Here is a 17,552-nt window from a genome sequence, read left to right as displayed (position 1 = left end):
AATTCACTCATCCAGTATCCGCCGTGCATGTGTCCCCGATGCTCCGAACGTGTGGCACTGCGAGGACCCGCCTGATGTCCAGGGCGGGGCGGTCGGTACTCCGGCGCTTGGCCGGAACGCGGGCGGTGACGCCGCGCGCTGTCTCCCCTTGCCTCCCGCCCGGTCCCGGGCGAGGAGTTCCCAGAAGGAAGGTAGGTCTGATGATGGAGCACGACACCACGTCGGCGGCCCCCGAGAGGGGTGGCCTGCTCGTCGCGAAGCGGCAGATCGTGGCTGCGCGCACTCGCGCCGAGCAGGAGTCGGACAACACCAGCGGCCGTTCCGACGGCAACGACTGACGGGAGCGCCCACGTTGCTTGACTCGGTCTCGTGGGCGGGGCGTCTGGGCGGGGACACGTTCCTCGCCCAGACGTACCACCGCTCCTACGCGCACTTCCCCGGAGCTGCCGACATGGCGGGGCTGTTCTCCTGGGACGACCTGAACCGGATCATCGCCGCACAGCGGTTGGAGCCGCCCCGGCTGCGCCTCTCGATCGACGGGGAGATGGTTCCGCTGCACCGCTACGCGACCCTGACGACGAATCGTCGTGGGGTCACGTGGTCTCGCATCCAGCCATCCGAGTTCCACACGCAGCTCAAGGACGGGGCTTCTCTGGTCCTCGATGCGGTGGAGAGGATCCACCCCGCCGTGCGAACGGCTGCCGAAGGTCTGGAGCGCTTCCTTGGGACCTCGGTGCAGGCCAACGCCTATGCCTCGTGGACGGGGCGCGAGGGCTTCGGCCGGCACTGGGACGACCACGATGTCGTGGTAGTGCAACTGCACGGCTCAAAGCGATGGCGCTTGTGGGGCGTGACCCGTGAGGCGCCTACCTTCCGGGACGTGGAACCACCGCAGGAACCGGAAGGCGAGCCGATAGCGGACTTCGTCCTGTCGCCGGGTGATGTGCTCTACCTGCCACGCGGCTGGTGGCACTCGGTCATGGCCGATCAGGGTACGGAATCCCTGCATCTGACGTTCGGCCTGGTTCCGCATACGGGTGCGGACCTCATGCTCTGGGTCATCGATCAGCTCCGGGCATCCCTCACGCTGCGCCGGGATGTTCCCCGCTTCGGCACACCCGAGGAGCAGTCGGACTTCACCGACGCCTTGCGCCGCGTGGTGGCCGACATGCTGACGGACCCTCGGCTTGTGGAGCGGTGGGCCGAGTCGATCGACACGACCGACCTGGGCCACGCGATCCCCTCTCTGCCGTACGTGGACGGGCTCCCTGCACAGCCGGGGATCACGGTCAAGCTCACCACTCCGAGGGGACGCCTGACACCGAACCTCGCACAGGGCACGGTGACCTTCGCGGCGGCCGGTACGGCGTGGGACTTCGCCGAGGCTGCCGCGCCCGCGCTGGGCACGCTGCTCACCAACCAGCCGACCACACTCGGCGAACTCGCCGACTCCGCTGGGCTGGAGGTCAAGGAGGTGGCCGAACTGGTCTCCGCCCTCATCGACGGCCATGCCGTCGCAGTCGTGGGGACGGCACTGTGACCGCCGCGCTCTCCCTGGGGACATACCGCGTGCGTGCTGTCAGTCAGGCGGCACGCACCGCCCTGGCTGCCGGTAGCCCCTGGGTGGACACAGCACCCAACTACGGTCGTGGTCGGGCGCATGAGGAGTTGCGCCCGGTTCTCGGCGAGCATCCGACCGTCCGGGTGGCCACGAAGACGGGGTTCTTCACGGCGGAGCAAGGCCGCGCCGCCCTGGCTGACGGCGTGCTCGCCAGGGAAGGGGCGCCCGGTAGGCACAGCCTTGAGCGGGGCTTCGTCCGCTGGCAGACGGAGCAGTCGTTGGCCGCGCTCGGGCGTGTGGACCTGGTGTTCGTGCACAACCCCGAGCACCACGGGCACGGTCTCGGCCGTGCCGTTCTGCACGGGCGTGTGCGGGACGCCTTCACGGCGCTGGAAGAGTTCGCCCATACGGGCAGGATCGGCGGGTACGGCGTCGCCACCTGGTCGGGTCTGACCTCCGAAGCGTTCACCGTTGCCGAGTTGCTTGCACTCGCCCGGCAGGCGGCGGGTTCTGCCGAGCACCACTTCACGGGGTTGCAGACGCCCGTCAGTCTGATCATGGACGACTTGATCAGGCAGGCACTCGACGGCGGCGGGCCGCTGGTGCAGGCGAAGGACGCAGGTCTGATCACGTTCGGCTCCGCTCCTCTGCACGGCGGTGCGCTCTTGGAAGCGATGACCCCCGAACTGGTGAACTTCATCCGCCCCGGCCTGTCGGCCGCAGCCGCCGCCCTGCTGGCCGCTGGCTCATGCCCTGGCCTCGATGTCGTCCTGACTTCCGCGAGCACCCGCGAGCACTGGGACGATGTGGCCAAAGCTCTGGCTGCGCCGCTCACGGCCCAGGAACTCAGGAGAGTGACAGATGAACTCGCCTCTGAATAAGGAGGTGCAGGCCCTCATGGAGGCCGCCCACGACAGGGCGGGCAAAGCTCTGGGGATCACCTGCACGGGACCGCTGGCGTGGGGCTTTCTCGGTGTCACCTTGGGACGCCGAGCCGGGGACCGATGGCTACGGGTCAGCCGGACGGCGGCGAGGAACGCGGGCAGGAAGGAGGGGGAGGGCATCGTCGGTGCTTCCGAGTCGGTACCTGATGGCGTCCCCCGCCCCCGCCTGCACGGGGTGCACGACTGGACTGACGGCGAGTGGGCCTTTGAGGCGGAAGTCCTGGACTACGTGACGCAACCCGTGGTGTCTGCGGATCGGGCCGACATCGACCATGATCCGGGGTTGCCTGACGAGTGGTGGGCTGACCTTCGCCGAGCCCTTGCCTTGCTCGCTGAAGCGGAGGGGGTGAAGACGACCGTCCGGGACGGGTGGATCGAACGCGCCTTCCCCCAGTTCCTCGGCATCCCGGCTCCCATCAAGGTGGAGCGTGTGACCGGTCATGGTGACCTGCACTGGGGGAATCTCACCGCTGCGCCCCTGTGTCTGCTGGACTGGGAGCGGTGGGGCCTCGTGCCTTTCGGCTACGACGCGGGACTCCTCCACGCCAACAGCCTGCTTGTGCCGGACGTGGCCGCCCGCATCCGCAAGGTGTTCGCGCCGATCCTCGACACCCCCGCCGGCCGAGTCGGGGAACTCGCGGCCCTGGCCGAGATGCTGCAAGCCGTGGCCCGGGGCTGGTACCCCGACCTTGCTCCCCGACTCGTGGCCCGCGCAGAAGCGCTCACGGGAGTGCGCCCGCCCGTCCCGGTTCACTCCGAGGTGAACGCCTGACTGCGCGTCCTGTGCGCCTGTCTCAGGCGTTTTCTCCGATGTGCCGGTACAGGGTGGCCCGGGAGATCCCCAGGGCCTTGGCGATGGCTGTGACGCTTTCTCCCTTGGCGTGCCGGGCACGGGCTATGGCTAGCTTGTCGTCGTCGACGACGGAGGGGCGTCCGCCGTGTCGGCCCTGCCGGGCCGCAGTGTCCAGCCCCTCCAACGTCTTCTCCCGGATGCCTTCCCGCTCGACCTCGGCGGCCACGGCCAGGACGGCGAAGACGATGGCTCCCGCCCCGTTCGGGTCGTACACCCCTTGCAGGGGGCCGGAGAGGAGTTCGAGTTGGATGCCGTCCGCTTGCAGGGTGGCGGACAGGGTCATCAGCTCGGCGGCGTTTCGGGCAAGGCGTTTCATCTCGACCACGGTCAGGATGACCGGTTGGTTCGGCGCAGCCGCCTTGATCTCCCGTGCCAGGGTGAGCGCCTTGTCCAGCTCCGGCCGCTCCTTCACACGGGTACTGATCTTCTCCGAGAACACACGCGTGCACTGTGCCCCGGCAAGGGCGTCCAACTGGGACTGGAGTTCCTGCCCGACCGTGGAACAGCGGGCGTAGCCAAGCCGGATCGCTGCGCCCGGTGCGGCTTCGGCCACCACGGGCACGGGCTCCCCCTGCACCCAGCGCTTACCGGGGTTGCGGTCGGCCGGGGTCTTCACCGTGAGTTCCGCCTTGAGCGCCGGTACGAGGGCGAAGCGGCCCGTATGGTAGTTCGCTGCCACCTTGCCCGCGCCGGTACGGCAAGGGCTACCGGCAGGGGCCTGGCACTTCGGGCAGTCGTGGCGTTCGACCTGTTCGGCCGGGGTGATCTTCTTGGGCATGGCCCGACTGTCTCATAAACATGTCTCGAAAGCTACTCGTGAGACGGATCTTTTGAGACGAGTTTCGAGACGCGGAAGCGGGGGTGAAACGGACACGGCTCGACGTCGCGCCGGGTGTCTCACTATCGATGGTTTATGAGACGGCCTGGCGTTGGTCCTGGTGGCGCTGACGCGCCCGGCGGGAACCTGCCCGCACCGGCCACGGCAAGGTGCTGTGCGCCTGTCTCGCGGCCTGCCGCACTGTGGTCGACCATGGCCAGGCTCGTGCTCTGCCGTGTGCCCAGGGCGGCGCACAGCCGTTCGCCTGTCGGCGGCGGGAAGGGTCGACGGGAAGTGCAAGGGGGGTGGGGGTATGACCCCCTGGGCGTTCCTTGCCCGACCGCCATGTCATAGCAGCCAAGATCCTGCCACGGTTCCAGACCTCGTCAGAGCGACGGCGCAGGCAGACGGCGGCGGAGAAGCGGCAGGCGGTAGGCGCACGTTGGGCTTGAGGCGACGGCGAAGGACTGCACAAGAGTGAGGGCTTTCGAGGCTTACGGAAAGCGGCCTTGCTCTGTGGCCGCGTAAGCGGCCCCCATCGCTTGCCGTAGAGGGAGGGGGCTTCGTTCCCTGGGGGCGCGGCAGCGCCCCACCTGGCCAGTGTCTTGAGCTTGCTCCTGTCGGCCCCCTTCGGGGCCGCACTGCCGTGGACAGCTTGCGACTGTGGCGGCGGAGCCGCCCCCTTGTCGCTGGCCCCTGCGTCGTTGCCTTGCCTCGTTGGGGCGCTGCCGCGCCCCGCTTGTGTTCGCCGCTGCTCATGAGGCTTCGCTCTGTCGGCCCCCTTCGGGGCCGCACTGCCCTGCCTGGCTGAAGACTGTCTGTGATGTCCCTATTAGATATACAGCTCACCGACAAGGCGCACGACGCCCTGAAGCGGATCAAGCGCCCTGGCGGCACGCCCTCCAGGGACGCCCAGTAGCAACCACGACAGACAAGGGGAAGTAGCCGGGTGGCAAAGCGCGGCAACGGGCTCGGCGGGACTCCGGTGGAGATCCCGCGTACGGGCCGACCGAACACTTGGGGCGTGCGTACGCCCCTGCACTTCAACAAGGCGACAGGGAAGCGTGAGCGCTACTGGATAGGCCGGGATTACAAGAACAAGACAGCGGCGGAGCGGGCGCTCAGGGTCTGGATCACCGACTACGAAGCGGGCAAGGTCGCGGCCCGTTCGGACATGAAACTCGGCGACTGGCTGGACAAGTGGCTGAGCAACCACAGGAAGGAGGGAACGACGATGGCCGGTTACGAGACGAAGGTTCGCCTTCACATCAAGCCGCACATCGGCGGCGTGAAGCTGTGCGAAATCACCGACGACACCCTTGACGACCTGTACCGGCTTCTGGAAACGGCCCCCTGCCCGACCAACAACGGCAAACCGCTCGGGGCCAAGAGCGTGCGCCACGTGCACAACATCCTGTCCGGTGCACTGGGGGCGGCCGTACCCAAGCTGATATCCGTGAACCCCGCCGCCATGGCACATCCGCCCACGGCCCGGCAGATCCGGGCGCAGGAGTCGAAGTACCCGACCCTGGACGACGGGCAGACAGCCCGGTTCCTGGAGACCGTGTGGCAGCCGTGCGGCAACCGGGCCTGTGACGGGGGCCTGGCGCACCACTGCCTTCGGGACGCGCCGCTGTGGACCGTGTACGCCGCTACCGGTGTGCGCCGCAGTGAAGCGCTGGGCATGAAATGGTCCCTCGTGAACTGAGATGCGGGGTCCATCGAACTGGGCTGGGTTGTGATCGAAGAGGGCAACACCTACCGGCTGCGCAAGCTCACCAAGGACGGCGACGATAACGCCGTCATCTACGTGGACCAGTCCGTGATGAACGTCCTCAAGTGGCAGCGGGAACGCCAGGACGCGGAGCGGGAACGGCTCGGCCCCGCCTGGGTGGACCGTGACCTGGTGTTCGGGCGGGACGGCTTCAAGCTGTACCGGGGTGAGGCGGGCGGACCGCAGGACCCCGAGAAGGTGTCGGCACGGTGGCGCACGATGCGCAACCGGCTGCACCTGCCCGAGGACTTCCGTATCCACGACTGGCGGCACAGCAAGGTCACGAACGACCTGGAGGCCGGGGAGAACCCCGTCGAGGTCTCCGCCAACGTCCGGCACCACTCGCCGGGCTACACCATGGCCCGGTACGGCCACTCACGTAAGGACGGAGCGCGCCGACTGGCCGCCTCCGGAGCGGGCCGACTCGGCCTGTCATCCCTGGTCTGACCTGGGAACTCTCTGGGCTGTTGGTCACGTGGTTGGTCACGCCACAGCCGGAGAAACAGAAAAACCCCACGTGAAGTGGGGTCTCTGCTGGTGTCCGAGGGGGGACTTGAACCCCCACGCCCGATAAAGGGCACTAGCACCTCAAGCTAGCGCGTCTGCCATTCCGCCACCCGGACGGGGTGTGTCTCGCGGGGTGTTCCCCGCGGCGACATGGACAACAATACCAAGCTTTTGGAGTGCCCTTCACCTGCGCATCTGCCGGGCGTGGGAACCCGGGTGGGTGAACCCCTCTGGACATCGCGGGCCCGATGCGGGATAACGAGTACATACAGTATTCGTCGACTGTATGCAATCTGCTGCGACGAAGGGAAGCGATGCCGCATGTCCGAGCACGTCCACAGCCAGGACCGGGACCGGGAGCTCGTCTCCGGAGGGCATCTGGTCGCCAAGGCGCTCAAGGCCGAGGGGGTGGAAGTGATCTACACCCTGTGCGGGGGCCACATCATCGACATCTACGACGGTTGCGTCGACGAGGGCATCGAGGTCGTCGACGTCCGCCATGAGCAGGTCGCCGCGCACGCCGCCGACGGGTACGCGCGGATCACCGGCAGGCCCGGGTGCGCAGTGGTCACCGCGGGGCCCGGGACCACCGATGCGGTGACCGGGGTCGCCAACGCCTTCCGCGCCGAGTCGCCGATGCTGCTGATCGGCGGGCAGGGGGCGCGGACCCAGCACAAGATGGGGTCGCTCCAGGACCTGCCGCACGTCGAGATGATGACGCCGATCACCAAGTTCGCGGCCACGGTGCCGGACACCGCGCGGGCCGCCGACATGGTCTCGATGGCGTTCCGCGAGTGCTACCACGGTGCGCCGGGGCCCTCGTTCCTGGAGATACCGCGCGATGTGCTGGACGCCTCGGTGCCACGGGCGGAGGCACGGGTGCCGCGGGCGGGGCACTACCGCGCCTCCACCCGCTCGCCCGGCGACCCCGAGGCGGTGCAGCGCCTCGCCGACCTGCTGGTACGGGCGGAGCGGCCGGCGATCCTGCTGGGCAGCCAGGTGTGGACGACGCGGGCCGGGGACGCGGCGGCGGACCTGGTGCGGACGCTGAACGTCCCCGCGTACATGAACGGTGCCGGGCGGGGCACGCTGCCGCCCGGGGACCCGCACCACTTCCAGCTCTCCCGGCGCCACGCGTTCGCGCAGGCCGATGTCATCGTGATCGTGGGCACGCCGTTCGACTTCCGGATGGGGTACGGCAAGCGACTCTCCCCCGCGGCCACCGTCGTCCAGATCGATCTGGACTACCGCACGGTCGGCAAGAACCGCGACGTCGACCTGGGCATCGTGGGGGACGCGTCGCTGGTGCTCGCCGCCGTCGCCGAAGCGGCGTCCGGGCGGCCCGACAACGGGGCCGGCCGGCGCAAGGAATGGCTCGACGAGCTGCGGGCGGTGGAGGAGGCCGCGCTGGCCAAGCGGCTGCCGCAGCTGCGCTCGGAGGCGACGCCGATCCATCCGTACCGCCTCGTCTCCGAGATCAACGACTTCCTGACGGAGGACTCGATATTCGTCGGGGACGGCGGCGACATCGTCACGTTCTCCGGGCAGGTCGTCCAGCCGAAGTCGCCCGGCCACTGGATGGACCCCGGTCCGCTGGGGACGCTGGGCGTGGGTGTGCCGTTCGTGATGGCGGCCAAGCAGGCGCGGCCCGACAAGGAGGTCGTGGCGCTGTTCGGCGACGGGGCGTTCTCGCTGACGGGCTGGGACTTCGAGACGCTGGTCCGCTTCGGTCTGCCGTTCGTCGGGATCGTCGGCAACAACTCCTCGATGAACCAGATCCGTTACGGCCAGCGCGCCAAGTACGGGGACGCCCGCCAGCGGGTGGGCAACACGCTCGGGGACGTGCCGTACGACCGGTTCGCGCGGATGCTCGGCGGCTACGGCGAGGAGGTCCGCGACCCGGCGCAGATCCGGCCGGCGCTCCAGCGGGCGCGGGAGTCGGGCAAGCCGTCGCTGATCAATGTCTGGGTCGATCCGGACGCCTACGCCCCCGGAACCATGAACCAGACGATGTACAAGTGAGGAGGGACGGGGCATGACCGGCAACCACGGCACGACGGACGGCGCCGGGGCGCGGGAGAAGGCGCTCAGCGGGATTCGTGTGCTCGACATGACGCATGTGCAGTCCGGGCCGTCCGCGACGCAGTTGCTCGCCTGGCTGGGCGCGGACGTGATCAAGCTGGAGGCGGTGACGGGCGACATCACCCGCCGGCAGCTGCGGGACCTCCCCGACGTCGACTCCCTCTACTTCACGATGCTCAACTGCAACAAGCGCAGCATCACTCTCAACACCAAGACCGAGCGCGGGAAGGAGATCCTCACCGAACTCATCGCGCGCAGCGACGTCCTGGTGGAGAACTTCGGGCCGGGCGCGGTGGACCGCATGGGCTTCCCCTGGGAACGCGTCCACGCGATCAACCCGCGGCTGGTCTACGCCTCCATCAAGGGCTTCGGCGAGGGCCCGTACACCTCCTACAAGGCGTACGAGGTGGTGGCGCAGGCGATGGGCGGGGCGATGGCCACGACCGGTTTCGAGGACGGGCCGCCGCTGGCGACCGGTGCGCAGATCGGGGACTCGGGGACGGGTGTGCACTGTGTGGCGGGCATTCTGGCCGCCCTCTACCAGCGCACCCGCACCGGCCGCGGGCAGCGCGTCAATGTCGCGATGCAGCACGCGGTGCTCAACCTGTGCCGGGTCAAACTGCGCGACCAGCAGCGGCTGGCCCACGGCCCGCTGGCGGAGTACCCGAACGAGGACTTCGGCGACGAGGTGCCGCGCAGCGGCAACGCCAGCGGCGGCGGGCAGCCCGGCTGGGCGGTGCGGTGCGCGCCGGGCGGGCCCAACGACTATGTGTATGTGATCGTGCAGCCGGTCGGCTGGCGGCCGCTGACCGGCCTCATCGGGCGGCCGGAGCTCGCCGACGACCCGGAGTGGGCGACGCCCGAGGCCCGGCTGCCCAAGCTGTCGAAGATGTTCCAGCTGATCGAGGAGTGGAGCAGCACGCTGCCCAAGTGGGAGGTGCTGGAGCGGCTGACCGCGCACGACATCCCCTGCGGTCCGATCCTCTCGACGAAGGAGATCGCCGAGGACGCGTCGCTGGCGGCGAACGGGATGGTCGTCGAGGTGGAGCACCCCGAGCGCGGCACGTTCACCACCGTCGGATCGCCGCTCAAGCTGTCCGACTCCCCCGTCGACGTCGACCGCTCGCCGCTGCTCGGCGAGCACAACGCCGAGGTGTACGGGGGCGAACTGGGGCTTGACGACGAGGAGCTGGGCCTCCTCCGGGCCGAGGGAGTGATCTGATGGCGGACGTACGGGAGACCGCGGCGTACGGAACGGCCGCGGAAGAGGTGACCGAGGCCCAGCGGGCCGCGGTGCGCGAGGTGGTGGCCGCCGCGCGGGCCGAGGGGCGGACGGCGCTGACCGCGCCGGAGGGCCGGGCCGTCGCGGAGGCGTACGGCATCGCGACGCCGGCCGAGGGACTGGCGGAGACGGCGGACGAGGCGGTGGCGCTGGCGGACCGGATCGGGTTCCCGGTGGCGTTGAAGATCGTCTCGCCGGATGTGCTGCACAAAACAGACGCGGGCGGGGTGCGGACAGGTCTCGGTTCGGCGGCCGAGGTGCGCGGCGCGTTCCGCGCGATCGTGCAGAACGTCCGTGCCGCGGTGCCCCACGCGCGTATCACCGGTGTGCAGGTGCAGCAGATGGTGTCCAAGGGACAGGAGGTCATCGTCGGGGCGGTGACCGATCCGACGTTCGGGAAGGTCGTGGCCTTCGGGCTCGGCGGGGTCCTGGTGGAGGTCCTCCAGGACGTCACGTTCCGGCTCGCCCCCGTCCCGCCCGCCGAGGCCGCGTCGATGCTGGACGGGATACGGGCGGCGCAGGTGCTGCGCGGGGTGCGGGGGACGCCCCCGGTGGACCGTGCCGCGCTCGTCGACCTCATCGTGCGCACCTCCCGCCTGGCGGCGGACTTCCCGGAGATCGCGGAGGTGGACCTCAATCCCGTCTTCGCCTCGGAGGACGGCGCGGTGGCCGCGGACGTTCGCGTCCTGCTCGCGGAGCGGCCCGCCGTGCCGCGCCGCCGGTACGGCAGGGAGGAGATCCTGGGCGCCATGCGGCGGCTGATGCGGCCGCGGGCGGTGGCCGTGATCGGCGCCTCACCCGAGAACGGCAAGATCGGCAACTCGGTGATGCGCAATCTGGTCGACGGCGGATTCGCCGGGGAGATTTATCCCGTCCACCCGAAGGCCGGTGACATCCTCGGGCGCAAGGCGTACCGGTCGGTGCTGGATGTGCCGGGTGAGGTCGATGTGGCGGTCTTCGCGATCCCGGCGCCACGGGTGCCCGAGGCGCTGGAGGAGGTCGGCCGCAAGGGCATCCCCAACGCCGTCCTCATCCCGTCCGGTTTCGCCGAGACCGGTGAGACGGCTCTCCAGGAGCGGATCACGGCCCTCGGCGAGGAGTACGGCGTACGGCTGCTGGGGCCGAACATCTACGGCTACTACTCCACCTGGCAGGATCTGTGCGCCACGTTCTGCACGCCCTACGACGTCAAGGGCGGGGTGGCGCTGACCTCGCAGTCGGGCGGCATCGGCATGGCGATCCTCGGCTTCGCCCGGACGACCAGGACGGGGGTCTCCGCGATCGTCGGCCTCGGCAACAAGTCCGACGTGGACGAGGACGATCTGCTCACCTACTTCGGGGAGGACCCGCACACCCGGTGCGTCGCGATGCACCTGGAGGACCTCAAGGACGGGCGGGCGTTCGTGGAGGCGGCCCGCGCGACGGTGCCCAAGAAACCCGTCGTCGTCCTGAAGGCGGGCCGGACCGGCGCGGGCGCGAGGGCCGCCGGATCGCACACGGGCGCGCTGGCCGGGGACGACGCGGTGTACGACGATGTCCTGCGCCAGGCGGGTGTCATCCGGGCGCCGGGGCTCCACGAGATGCTGGAGTACGCGCGGGCCCTGCCGGTCCTGCCCGCGCCGCGCGGCGACAATGTCGTGGTCATCACGGGCGCGGGCGGCTCGGGCGTCCTGCTGTCCGACGCGCTCGTCGACAACGGGCTGCGTCTGATGGACATACCCGCCGATCTGGACGCCGCCTTCCGGCGCTTCATCCCCCCGTTCGGCGCCGCCGGCAACCCGGTGGACATCACGGGCGGGGAGCCGCCGTCGACGTACGAGGCCACGATCCGGCTCGGCCTGGAGGACCCGCGGATCCACGCCCTGGTGCTCGGCTACTGGCACACGATCGTCACCCCGCCGATGGTCTTCGCGCGGTTGGTGTCCCGCCTCGTCGAGGAGTTCCGGGAGCGGGGCGTCGAGAAGCCGGTGGTGGCGTCGCTGGCCGGTGACACCGAGGTCGAGGAGGCCGCCGCGCACCTCTTCGCGCACGGCGTCGTCGCCTACCCGTACAGCACCGAGCTGCCGGTGGCGGCGCTCGGCGCGAAGTACCGCTGGGCGCGGGCCGCGGGGCTGCTGGCCTGACGCGTCCGCCCGCCGGGGCGCGGACGGACGGGCCCCGGCGGGCACGGCGGAGCACTTTCCCACGCACGACACGAGAACGGACGGGGCGCCGAACCGCTTTCCGCCGATTCCGAGGAGACGAGGGATGAGCAACGAGATGAACGAGCCTGCCGCATCGGGCACCTCCGGCACGGAGAAACCCTCCGCGTTATGCACCGGGCCGTCGGGCGGCACGTACCGCAACATCACCGACGGCAAGGGGCGCGTCTACCGCGTGGGGGAATCGGACCGCGAACTGCTCGGGCATTCCCGCAAACTGATGGTGTATCTGCCGTGGGCCGCGATGATGGCGATCAGCGTGTCGGAATACGCCTACGGTTCCGCCGAGGGCACTCTGTCGCACGCCCACGGCTGGTCGCAGAGCGACACCTTCTGGATTCTGAGCGTCTGGGTCTTCTTCCAGGCCGGTATCGCCTTCCCGGCGGGCTGGCTGCGGGAACGGGGAACGCTGCCGGCGCGCCCGGCGATGTTCCTGGGGGCCGTGCTCAGCTGCGTCGGTTTCTTCGCCCTCGCCCACGCCGGCTCGGTCGCCCTCGCGTTCCTCGGCTTCGGTGTCGTCGGCGGCCTCGGGTCCGGCCTCGTGTACGCCACCTGCATCAATATGGTCGGCAAATGGTTCCCGGAACGGCGGGGCGCGAAAACGGGCTTCGTCAACAGCGGATTCGCCTATGGCGCGCTGCCGTTCATCTTCCTGTTCAACTACGGCTTCAACACCGGCGATTACGATGAGATCCTCGATCTCATCGGGCTCTACATGCTGGTCGTGGTCGCGGTCTGCGCGTGGTTCTTCAAGGACCCGCCGAAGAACTGGTGGCCCGCGGACGTCGATCCGCTCACCGCCGCCGGAAAGGGGAAGAGCGCGGCGGTACTGGCGAAGAATCCGCCCGCGGTACGGCAGTTCACGCCGAAGGAGGCCATTCGCAGCGGAATGCTCCCGCTGATGTGGCTCAGTGTGGTGATGACCGCGGGAGTGTCCATCTTCGGGATTTCCTTCCAGGTGGACTACGCCAAGGAGGTCGGTTTCGGTCCGCTGGTGGCCGCCTCGTCGATGGGCGTGATGTCCGTCGTCAACGGCGTCGGGCGCGCGGCGGTCGGCTGGCTGTCCGACCTGTGGGGCCGCAAACCGACCCTGGTGTTCGTCATCGTCGTCCTGGGGCTCGCGCAGTTCGGCGTGATCTGGGCCGGGGACATCCACAGCCAGCCGCTGTTCCTCTTCTTCGCGTTCCTCTCCGGGTTCGGCGGCGGCGCCTTCTACCCGATCTTCGCGGCCCTCACCCCCGACTACTTCGGGGAGAACTACAACGCCTCCAACTACGGCCTGGTCTACAGCGGAAAGCTGATCAGCGGCCTGTTCGGCGGCGGACTGGGCGCGATGGTCGTCAACGCCTGGGGCTACGACGGCGCGTACGCGCTGGCCGGCGGTGTCTCCATGGTGGCGGCGGCCCTCGCCCTGCTGCTGCACCGGCCGACCCGGACACGGCCGCGGCGGGTGACGCCCAACCCGCGGCCGATCAGCCGTGAGGTGATCTGAGCGGTGCGCGGTACGGGGCCCCGCGCCGGGCGCGGCCCCCGTACCGCATGGGCTCAGTCCGTCGCGTTCCCCTGGTCGGCGATCGCCTTGTGGTGGCGTACCACCTCGCTGATGATGAAGTTCAGGAACTTCTCGGCGAACGCCGGGTCCAGACGGGCGTCGGCCGCCAGGGTCCGCAGCCGGGCGATCTGGGCGGCCTCGCGGGCCGGGTCGGCGGGCGGCAGATGGTGCCGGGCCTTGAGTTCGCCGACCTGCTGGGTGCACTTGAAGCGCTCGGCGAGCAGATGCACCAGCGCGGCGTCGAGGTTGTCGATGCTGCCGCGCAGATGGAGCAGCCGCTCCCGGGCCGCCTCGTCGGCGACCACGGTCGCGTCGCCGGCCGCCGGTGCAGTGCCTTCGCTCATGAGCCTCTCGCCAATCGCCGTCGCGTGGGCGCGCCGTTCCCGGTCGTGCGGCGCGCGGTCGTGAGCACAGCACCCTACCCGCCGCGCGGGGCCCGGCCGAGCCGTGTCCCAGGGAGTGGACGGAACCGGCCGGATACGGTCCGACGTGCGGCGATGCCGCCCGGACGGCCGCGCACCCCGGCCCGTACCGTCGTCTTTCAGCCGCGGTCGCGCTCGTGGTACGCGCGGCGGGTGTGTTCGGTGTGCTCCCGCATCACGGCCGTGGCGCGGGCCTCGTCGCGGTCGGCGATAGCGGAGATCAGCTCGCGGTGCTCGGACCACGACTGCGTACCGCGGTGCCGTGCCACCGGGGTGTAGTACCAGCGCACCTTCCGCCCCACCTGCGACGCCAGCTCCGTGAGCACCGCGTTGTCCGCCAGCTCCATCACCTTGGCGTGAAAGGCGGCGTTGGTCGCCACCGCGGTCTCGACATCGTCCTCCGCCACCGCGCGCTCCCCCTCGGCGCACAGCTCCTCCAGCGCGGTGACCCCGGCCGTACCCGCGTTCGCCGCCGCGAGCCGGGCAGCCTCGGCCTCCAGCAGCGTACGGACCGTCAGCAGCTGGTCGGCCTCCTCCTCGGTCGGCTCGTGCACAAAGGCGCCCTGCGCCGGACGCAGATCGACCCACCCGTCTGTGTTGAGCCGCTGCAACGCCTCGCGCACCGGCTGCCGGGAGACACCGAGATGCCCGGCCAGCTCACTCTCGACAAGATGCTGGCCCGGGCGCAGCGCCCGGGTGGTGATCAGTTCGAGCAGCGCCTCGTAGACCCGCTCACGCAGCGGTCCGGGTCTCTCCAGCCTCGGCACGGCTCCCTGCGGCAGTCCTGCGGACAGCATCATGATCCCCTTCGGTGGGCGCGCGCCGGACCGTGCCCCCTCCCCACACCCGGCAGACGGCCACGCCCGTCGCTCACCGGCGGACGACCGCCGGAACAACGATTGGTTATCGTCTACAGTCTACCGAATGGCTTGGGCGCGCCATAGAACACACGGGTGAACGGCGGGTGCCGCGACGGACCACGCGCCGGCCAGCCGGGCAAAGTGCCCGCACCCCCCTCCATGCATTCAACTCCCGCGAGAACAAGCACTGTTGATTCCGATAACCCCGTTGCGGCACGGAAGGCACGCCACCCCTCGTACGACCGTCCGGCCGCCGCTCGCGCCTCGGGCGGTGCGTGGATCGTCACGTACAGGACAATGGAGGGCAGGGCCACGAAAGCCGCGGGTAACGCGGTGAGGATGGTCGGTACGGACAGCGACAGCTCCGGGAGCGCCCCGGACGGACGGGACTGATCAGGCATGGGACGGGTCACCGAGCGGCGGCGTGTCGTGCGCATCCGGGACGGGGTGCGCAGTGTGCGGCCGGACACGCTTGTCGCCGAGGAGCCGTTGGAGATCCGGCTCGGGGGGAAGCCGCTGGCGATCACCATGCGGACGCCGGGGGACGACTTCGCGCTGGCCGCCGGGTTCCTGGTCAGTGAGGGGGTGCTGGCGTCCGCCGATGAGCTCGCGAACATCGTGTACTGCGCGGGTGCCACCGAGGACGGTTCCAACACCTACAACGTCGTCGATGTGCGTCTGGCTCCCGGCGTGCCGGTGCCGGACATCAGCCTGGAGCGCAACGTTTATACGACGTCCTCCTGCGGGCTGTGCGGCAAGGCGAGCCTGGACGCGGTCCGTACCACCGCCCGGTGGCCGCTGCGCGACTCCCCCGACGCGCCCGTCCGGATCACTCCCGAGACCCTGTCCGCCCTGCCCGGACGCCTGCGGGCCGCCCAGCGGGTCTTCGACCGGACCGGCGGGCTGCACGCCGCCGCACTGTTCACGGCGGACGGTGAACTCCTCGACCTGCGGGAGGACGTCGGGCGGCACAACGCGGTCGACAAGATCATCGGCCGGGCGCTGCAACAGGGCCTGCTGCCGCTGTCGTCGGGTGTGCTGATGGTGTCGGGCAGGGCCTCGTTCGAGCTGGCGCAGAAGGCGGTGATGGCGGGCGTCCCGGTTCTCGCGGCGGTCTCCGCGCCGTCGTCGCTCGCGGTGGACCTGGCCGTCGAGACCGGTCTCACCCTGGTCGGATTCCTGCGCGGCTCCTCGATGAACATCTACGCGGGAGAGCAGCGGGTCGTGCTGGAAGCGGAGGGTGTGACGTCCTGAGGGCGGGGTGACGGCGGGGACGCACGGGGCGGGCTCGACGGCTCGTGTTCGCCGGGGTGACACCGCGTGGACAGCCTGGGTTCGCGCCCCCTTCCGTCTCCCCGCAGCCGCACGAGCGGCGTGTACGACGCGTGTGCCCGCGCGTGCGCCGACGCCCGCGCGGGTGAAATCCGGCTGCGCCGGGGCGAACCGGCATCCGCTCCTTGTCGCGATGTAGTGGCGGCAGTACTTTCCGTCACGCACGTAGGACGTGGGATGTCCTGATGACCCGTCGCCGATGCCTCGAAGGGCAGGCCGGACATGACGTCACTTCTCCCCGTACGCTCCGCCCGTTCCAGACCCGGAAGGGGCCGTGTCCCCGCCGCCCTCGCCGTTCTGGCCGTGACGGGTCTCGCCCTGCTCCCCGTCCCCCCGGCCGTGGCGTCCCCCGGAACCGCCGGTCCCCGGATCGCCGCGCCCGCGGGCGGTTTCGACCAGCAGGTCCTCTTCGCCGCCTCCCGGGAACGCGGCTACGCCTGCTTCCGTGTCCCGGCCGTCGTACGGTCCACCCACGGGACCCTGCTCGCCTTCGCCGAGGGGCGGGTGCACGACTGCGGTGACTCCGGCGACATCGACCTGGTGCTGAAACGCTCGTCCGACGGGGGCCATACCTGGGGCCCGCTCCAGGTCGTCAGCCGGGGCGGCGGCGACACGCACGGCAATCCGTCGCCCGTCGTGGACCGCCGCACCGGACGCATCGTCCTCGCCGAGACCCACAACACCGGCCGCACCGACGGCCTCAACTGCGATGTCCCGTGCGACCGTACGCCGCACCTCCAGTACAGCGACGACGACGGCGCCACCTGGTCGGCGCCCCGGGACCTCAGCGCCTCCGTCCTCCCCCGGAACTGGAACTCCTGGTACGCGACCGGTCCGGCCCACGGCATCCAGCTCACCCGGGGACGGCACGCCGGCCGGCTGGTCATCGCCGTCAACACCGAGACCTACGCCGGGGGGCGGGTCACCGCCAATCACGCCGCGCTGATCCACAGCGACGACGGGGGCGCCACCTGGCGGGTCGGGGCCGTTGACAGCTGGCCGATCGCCGGCGACGGGACCTTCCGCCAGAAGCCGTCCGAGGTCGCGCTCCTCGAACGGTCCGACGGTTCGGTGTACGTCAACGGGCGCGAGCAGGACGGCACCGATCTCGGGCACCGCACCGCCGCGGTCAGCCGTGACGGCGGGGACTCCTTCAGCGGGCCGTTCCGCGCGATCCCGGATCTCTCGGCCCCGATGGTGCAGGGCTCGCTGCTGCGGCTGCCCGCCGCCTCCGGGCAGCCCGCGCGCACCCTGCTCGCCGCGCCCGTCGACCCGGACCGCCGCCGCACCATGACGATCCAGTCCTCCTACGACGAGGGCCGCACCTGGGAGGGCGACGGGCGCGGCGAGCAGGGTGCGCGCGGG

At 70.2% G+C, this 17,552-nt stretch carries 15 protein-coding genes and 1 tRNA gene; 12 read left to right on the top strand and 4 right to left on the bottom strand.

The window, feature by feature from the left end:
* The first annotated feature begins 200 nt into the window (after positions 1–200).
* From AC51EU_RS04700 to AC51EU_RS04685, 4 genes are read left to right on the top strand one after another with little or no spacing between them, the layout of a single operon-like run.
* Positions 201–338: a hypothetical protein gene (locus AC51EU_RS04700; protein ID WP_496265351.1), complete on the top strand. Its 138-nt coding sequence runs from the start codon at positions 201–203 to the stop codon at positions 336–338.
* Between the two features lie 14 nt (positions 339–352).
* Positions 353–1,540, top strand: coding sequence for a cupin domain-containing protein (locus AC51EU_RS04695; RefSeq protein ID WP_496265350.1), 1,188 nt, complete (start codon positions 353–355; stop codon positions 1,538–1,540).
* Positions 1,537–2,442 carry an aldo/keto reductase gene (locus AC51EU_RS04690; protein ID WP_496265349.1) on the top strand — a complete coding sequence of 302 codons (906 nt, stop codon included), beginning with the start codon at positions 1,537–1,539 and terminating at the stop codon, positions 2,440–2,442. The genes AC51EU_RS04695 and AC51EU_RS04690 overlap by 4 nt, the downstream gene beginning before the upstream one ends.
* Complete coding sequence (locus AC51EU_RS04685) at positions 2,423–3,277, top strand: hypothetical protein (RefSeq protein WP_496265348.1); 855 nt, start codon at positions 2,423–2,425, stop codon at positions 3,275–3,277. Before AC51EU_RS04690 ends, AC51EU_RS04685 begins: the two co-directional genes overlap by 20 nt.
* A gap of 22 nt (positions 3,278–3,299) precedes the next feature.
* Here the strand turns inward: AC51EU_RS04685 and AC51EU_RS04680 are convergent, their stop codons facing one another.
* A complete protein-coding gene (locus AC51EU_RS04680) occupies positions 3,300–4,136 on the bottom strand; it encodes a recombinase family protein (protein WP_496265347.1) in 837 nt (278 codons plus the stop codon).
* 1,063 nt (positions 4,137–5,199) lie between these two features.
* Between AC51EU_RS04680 and AC51EU_RS04675 the strand changes: the two genes are divergently transcribed.
* Both AC51EU_RS04675 and AC51EU_RS04670 read left to right on the top strand, forming a co-directional pair.
* Complete coding sequence (locus tag AC51EU_RS04675; protein ID WP_496265346.1) at positions 5,200–5,883, top strand: tyrosine-type recombinase/integrase; 684 nt, start codon at positions 5,200–5,202, stop codon at positions 5,881–5,883.
* A gap of 30 nt (positions 5,884–5,913) precedes the next feature.
* Positions 5,914–6,396 carry a site-specific integrase gene (locus AC51EU_RS04670; RefSeq protein WP_496265345.1) on the top strand — a complete coding sequence of 161 codons (483 nt, stop codon included), beginning with the start codon at positions 5,914–5,916 and terminating at the stop codon, positions 6,394–6,396.
* An 88-nt stretch (positions 6,397–6,484) separates the two neighbouring features.
* Here AC51EU_RS04670 and AC51EU_RS04665 read toward each other — a convergent pair.
* A tRNA-Leu gene (locus AC51EU_RS04665) sits at positions 6,485–6,572 on the bottom strand.
* A gap of 205 nt (positions 6,573–6,777) precedes the next feature.
* Here AC51EU_RS04665 and AC51EU_RS04660 point away from each other — a divergent pair.
* The 4 genes from AC51EU_RS04660 (at position 6,778) to AC51EU_RS04645 (ending at position 13,513) form a co-directional block, all read left to right on the top strand.
* Positions 6,778–8,478, top strand: coding sequence for a thiamine pyrophosphate-binding protein (locus AC51EU_RS04660; RefSeq protein WP_496265344.1), 1,701 nt, complete (start codon positions 6,778–6,780; stop codon positions 8,476–8,478).
* A gap of 13 nt (positions 8,479–8,491) precedes the next feature.
* Positions 8,492–9,760 carry a formyl-CoA transferase gene (frc, locus tag AC51EU_RS04655; RefSeq protein ID WP_496265343.1) on the top strand — a complete coding sequence of 423 codons (1,269 nt, stop codon included), beginning with the start codon at positions 8,492–8,494 and terminating at the stop codon, positions 9,758–9,760.
* Positions 9,760–11,943, top strand: coding sequence for an acetate--CoA ligase family protein (locus AC51EU_RS04650; protein WP_496265342.1), 2,184 nt, complete (start codon positions 9,760–9,762; stop codon positions 11,941–11,943). The genes frc and AC51EU_RS04650 overlap by 1 nt, the downstream gene beginning before the upstream one ends.
* A gap of 124 nt (positions 11,944–12,067) precedes the next feature.
* The gene (locus tag AC51EU_RS04645; protein ID WP_496265341.1) at positions 12,068–13,513 is read left to right on the top strand and encodes an OFA family MFS transporter; all 1,446 of its coding nucleotides are present in this window, start codon (positions 12,068–12,070) and stop codon (positions 13,511–13,513) included.
* A gap of 53 nt (positions 13,514–13,566) precedes the next feature.
* On the opposite strand, the gene AC51EU_RS04640 is transcribed toward AC51EU_RS04645, so the two are convergent.
* Positions 13,567–13,917 carry a chorismate mutase gene (locus AC51EU_RS04640; protein WP_496265340.1) on the bottom strand — a complete coding sequence of 117 codons (351 nt, stop codon included), beginning with the start codon at positions 13,915–13,917 and terminating at the stop codon, positions 13,567–13,569.
* Positions 13,918–14,114: 197 nt separating this feature from the next.
* The gene (locus AC51EU_RS04635) at positions 14,115–14,792 is read right to left on the bottom strand and encodes a GntR family transcriptional regulator (RefSeq protein WP_496265360.1); all 678 of its coding nucleotides are present in this window, start codon (positions 14,790–14,792) and stop codon (positions 14,115–14,117) included.
* Positions 14,793–15,254: 462 nt separating this feature from the next.
* Between AC51EU_RS04635 and fdhD the strand changes: the two genes are divergently transcribed.
* A complete protein-coding gene (fdhD, locus tag AC51EU_RS04630; RefSeq protein WP_496265339.1) occupies positions 15,255–16,109 on the top strand; it encodes a formate dehydrogenase accessory sulfurtransferase FdhD in 855 nt (284 codons plus the stop codon).
* Positions 16,110–16,409: 300 nt separating this feature from the next.
* On the top strand, positions 16,410–17,552 hold a 1,143-nt coding region (locus tag AC51EU_RS04625; protein ID WP_496265338.1), incomplete at its 3' end, for a sialidase family protein.

The sequence above is a fragment of the Candidatus Streptomyces philanthi genome (assembly GCF_059553635.1).
Note: the sequence above shows the minus strand (reverse complement) of the source record. Positions and strands in the feature narration are given on the sequence as shown.

Bases quoted from the DNA above. Each gene is read 5' to 3' on its own strand.
- AC51EU_RS04700 (WP_496265351.1), top strand. From the start codon at position 201: ATGATGGAGCACGACACCACGTCGGCGGCCCCCGAGAGGGGTGGCCTG.
- AC51EU_RS04680 (WP_496265347.1), bottom strand. From the start codon at position 4,136: ATGCCCAAGAAGATCACCCCGGCCGAACAGGTCGAACGCCACGACTGC.
- AC51EU_RS04645 (WP_496265341.1), top strand. From the start codon at position 12,068: ATGAGCAACGAGATGAACGAGCCTGCCGCATCGGGCACCTCCGGCACG.
- AC51EU_RS04650 (WP_496265342.1), top strand. From the start codon at position 9,760: ATGGCGGACGTACGGGAGACCGCGGCGTACGGAACGGCCGCGGAAGAG.
- fdhD (WP_496265339.1), top strand. From the start codon at position 15,255: ATGGGACGGGTCACCGAGCGGCGGCGTGTCGTGCGCATCCGGGACGGG.
- AC51EU_RS04640 (WP_496265340.1), bottom strand. From the start codon at position 13,917: ATGAGCGAAGGCACTGCACCGGCGGCCGGCGACGCGACCGTGGTCGCC.
- AC51EU_RS04635 (WP_496265360.1), bottom strand. From the start codon at position 14,792: ATGCTGTCCGCAGGACTGCCGCAGGGAGCCGTGCCGAGGCTGGAGAGA.
- frc (WP_496265343.1), top strand. From the start codon at position 8,492: ATGACCGGCAACCACGGCACGACGGACGGCGCCGGGGCGCGGGAGAAG.
- AC51EU_RS04685 (WP_496265348.1), top strand. From the start codon at position 2,423: ATGAACTCGCCTCTGAATAAGGAGGTGCAGGCCCTCATGGAGGCCGCC.
- AC51EU_RS04660 (WP_496265344.1), top strand. From the start codon at position 6,778: ATGTCCGAGCACGTCCACAGCCAGGACCGGGACCGGGAGCTCGTCTCC.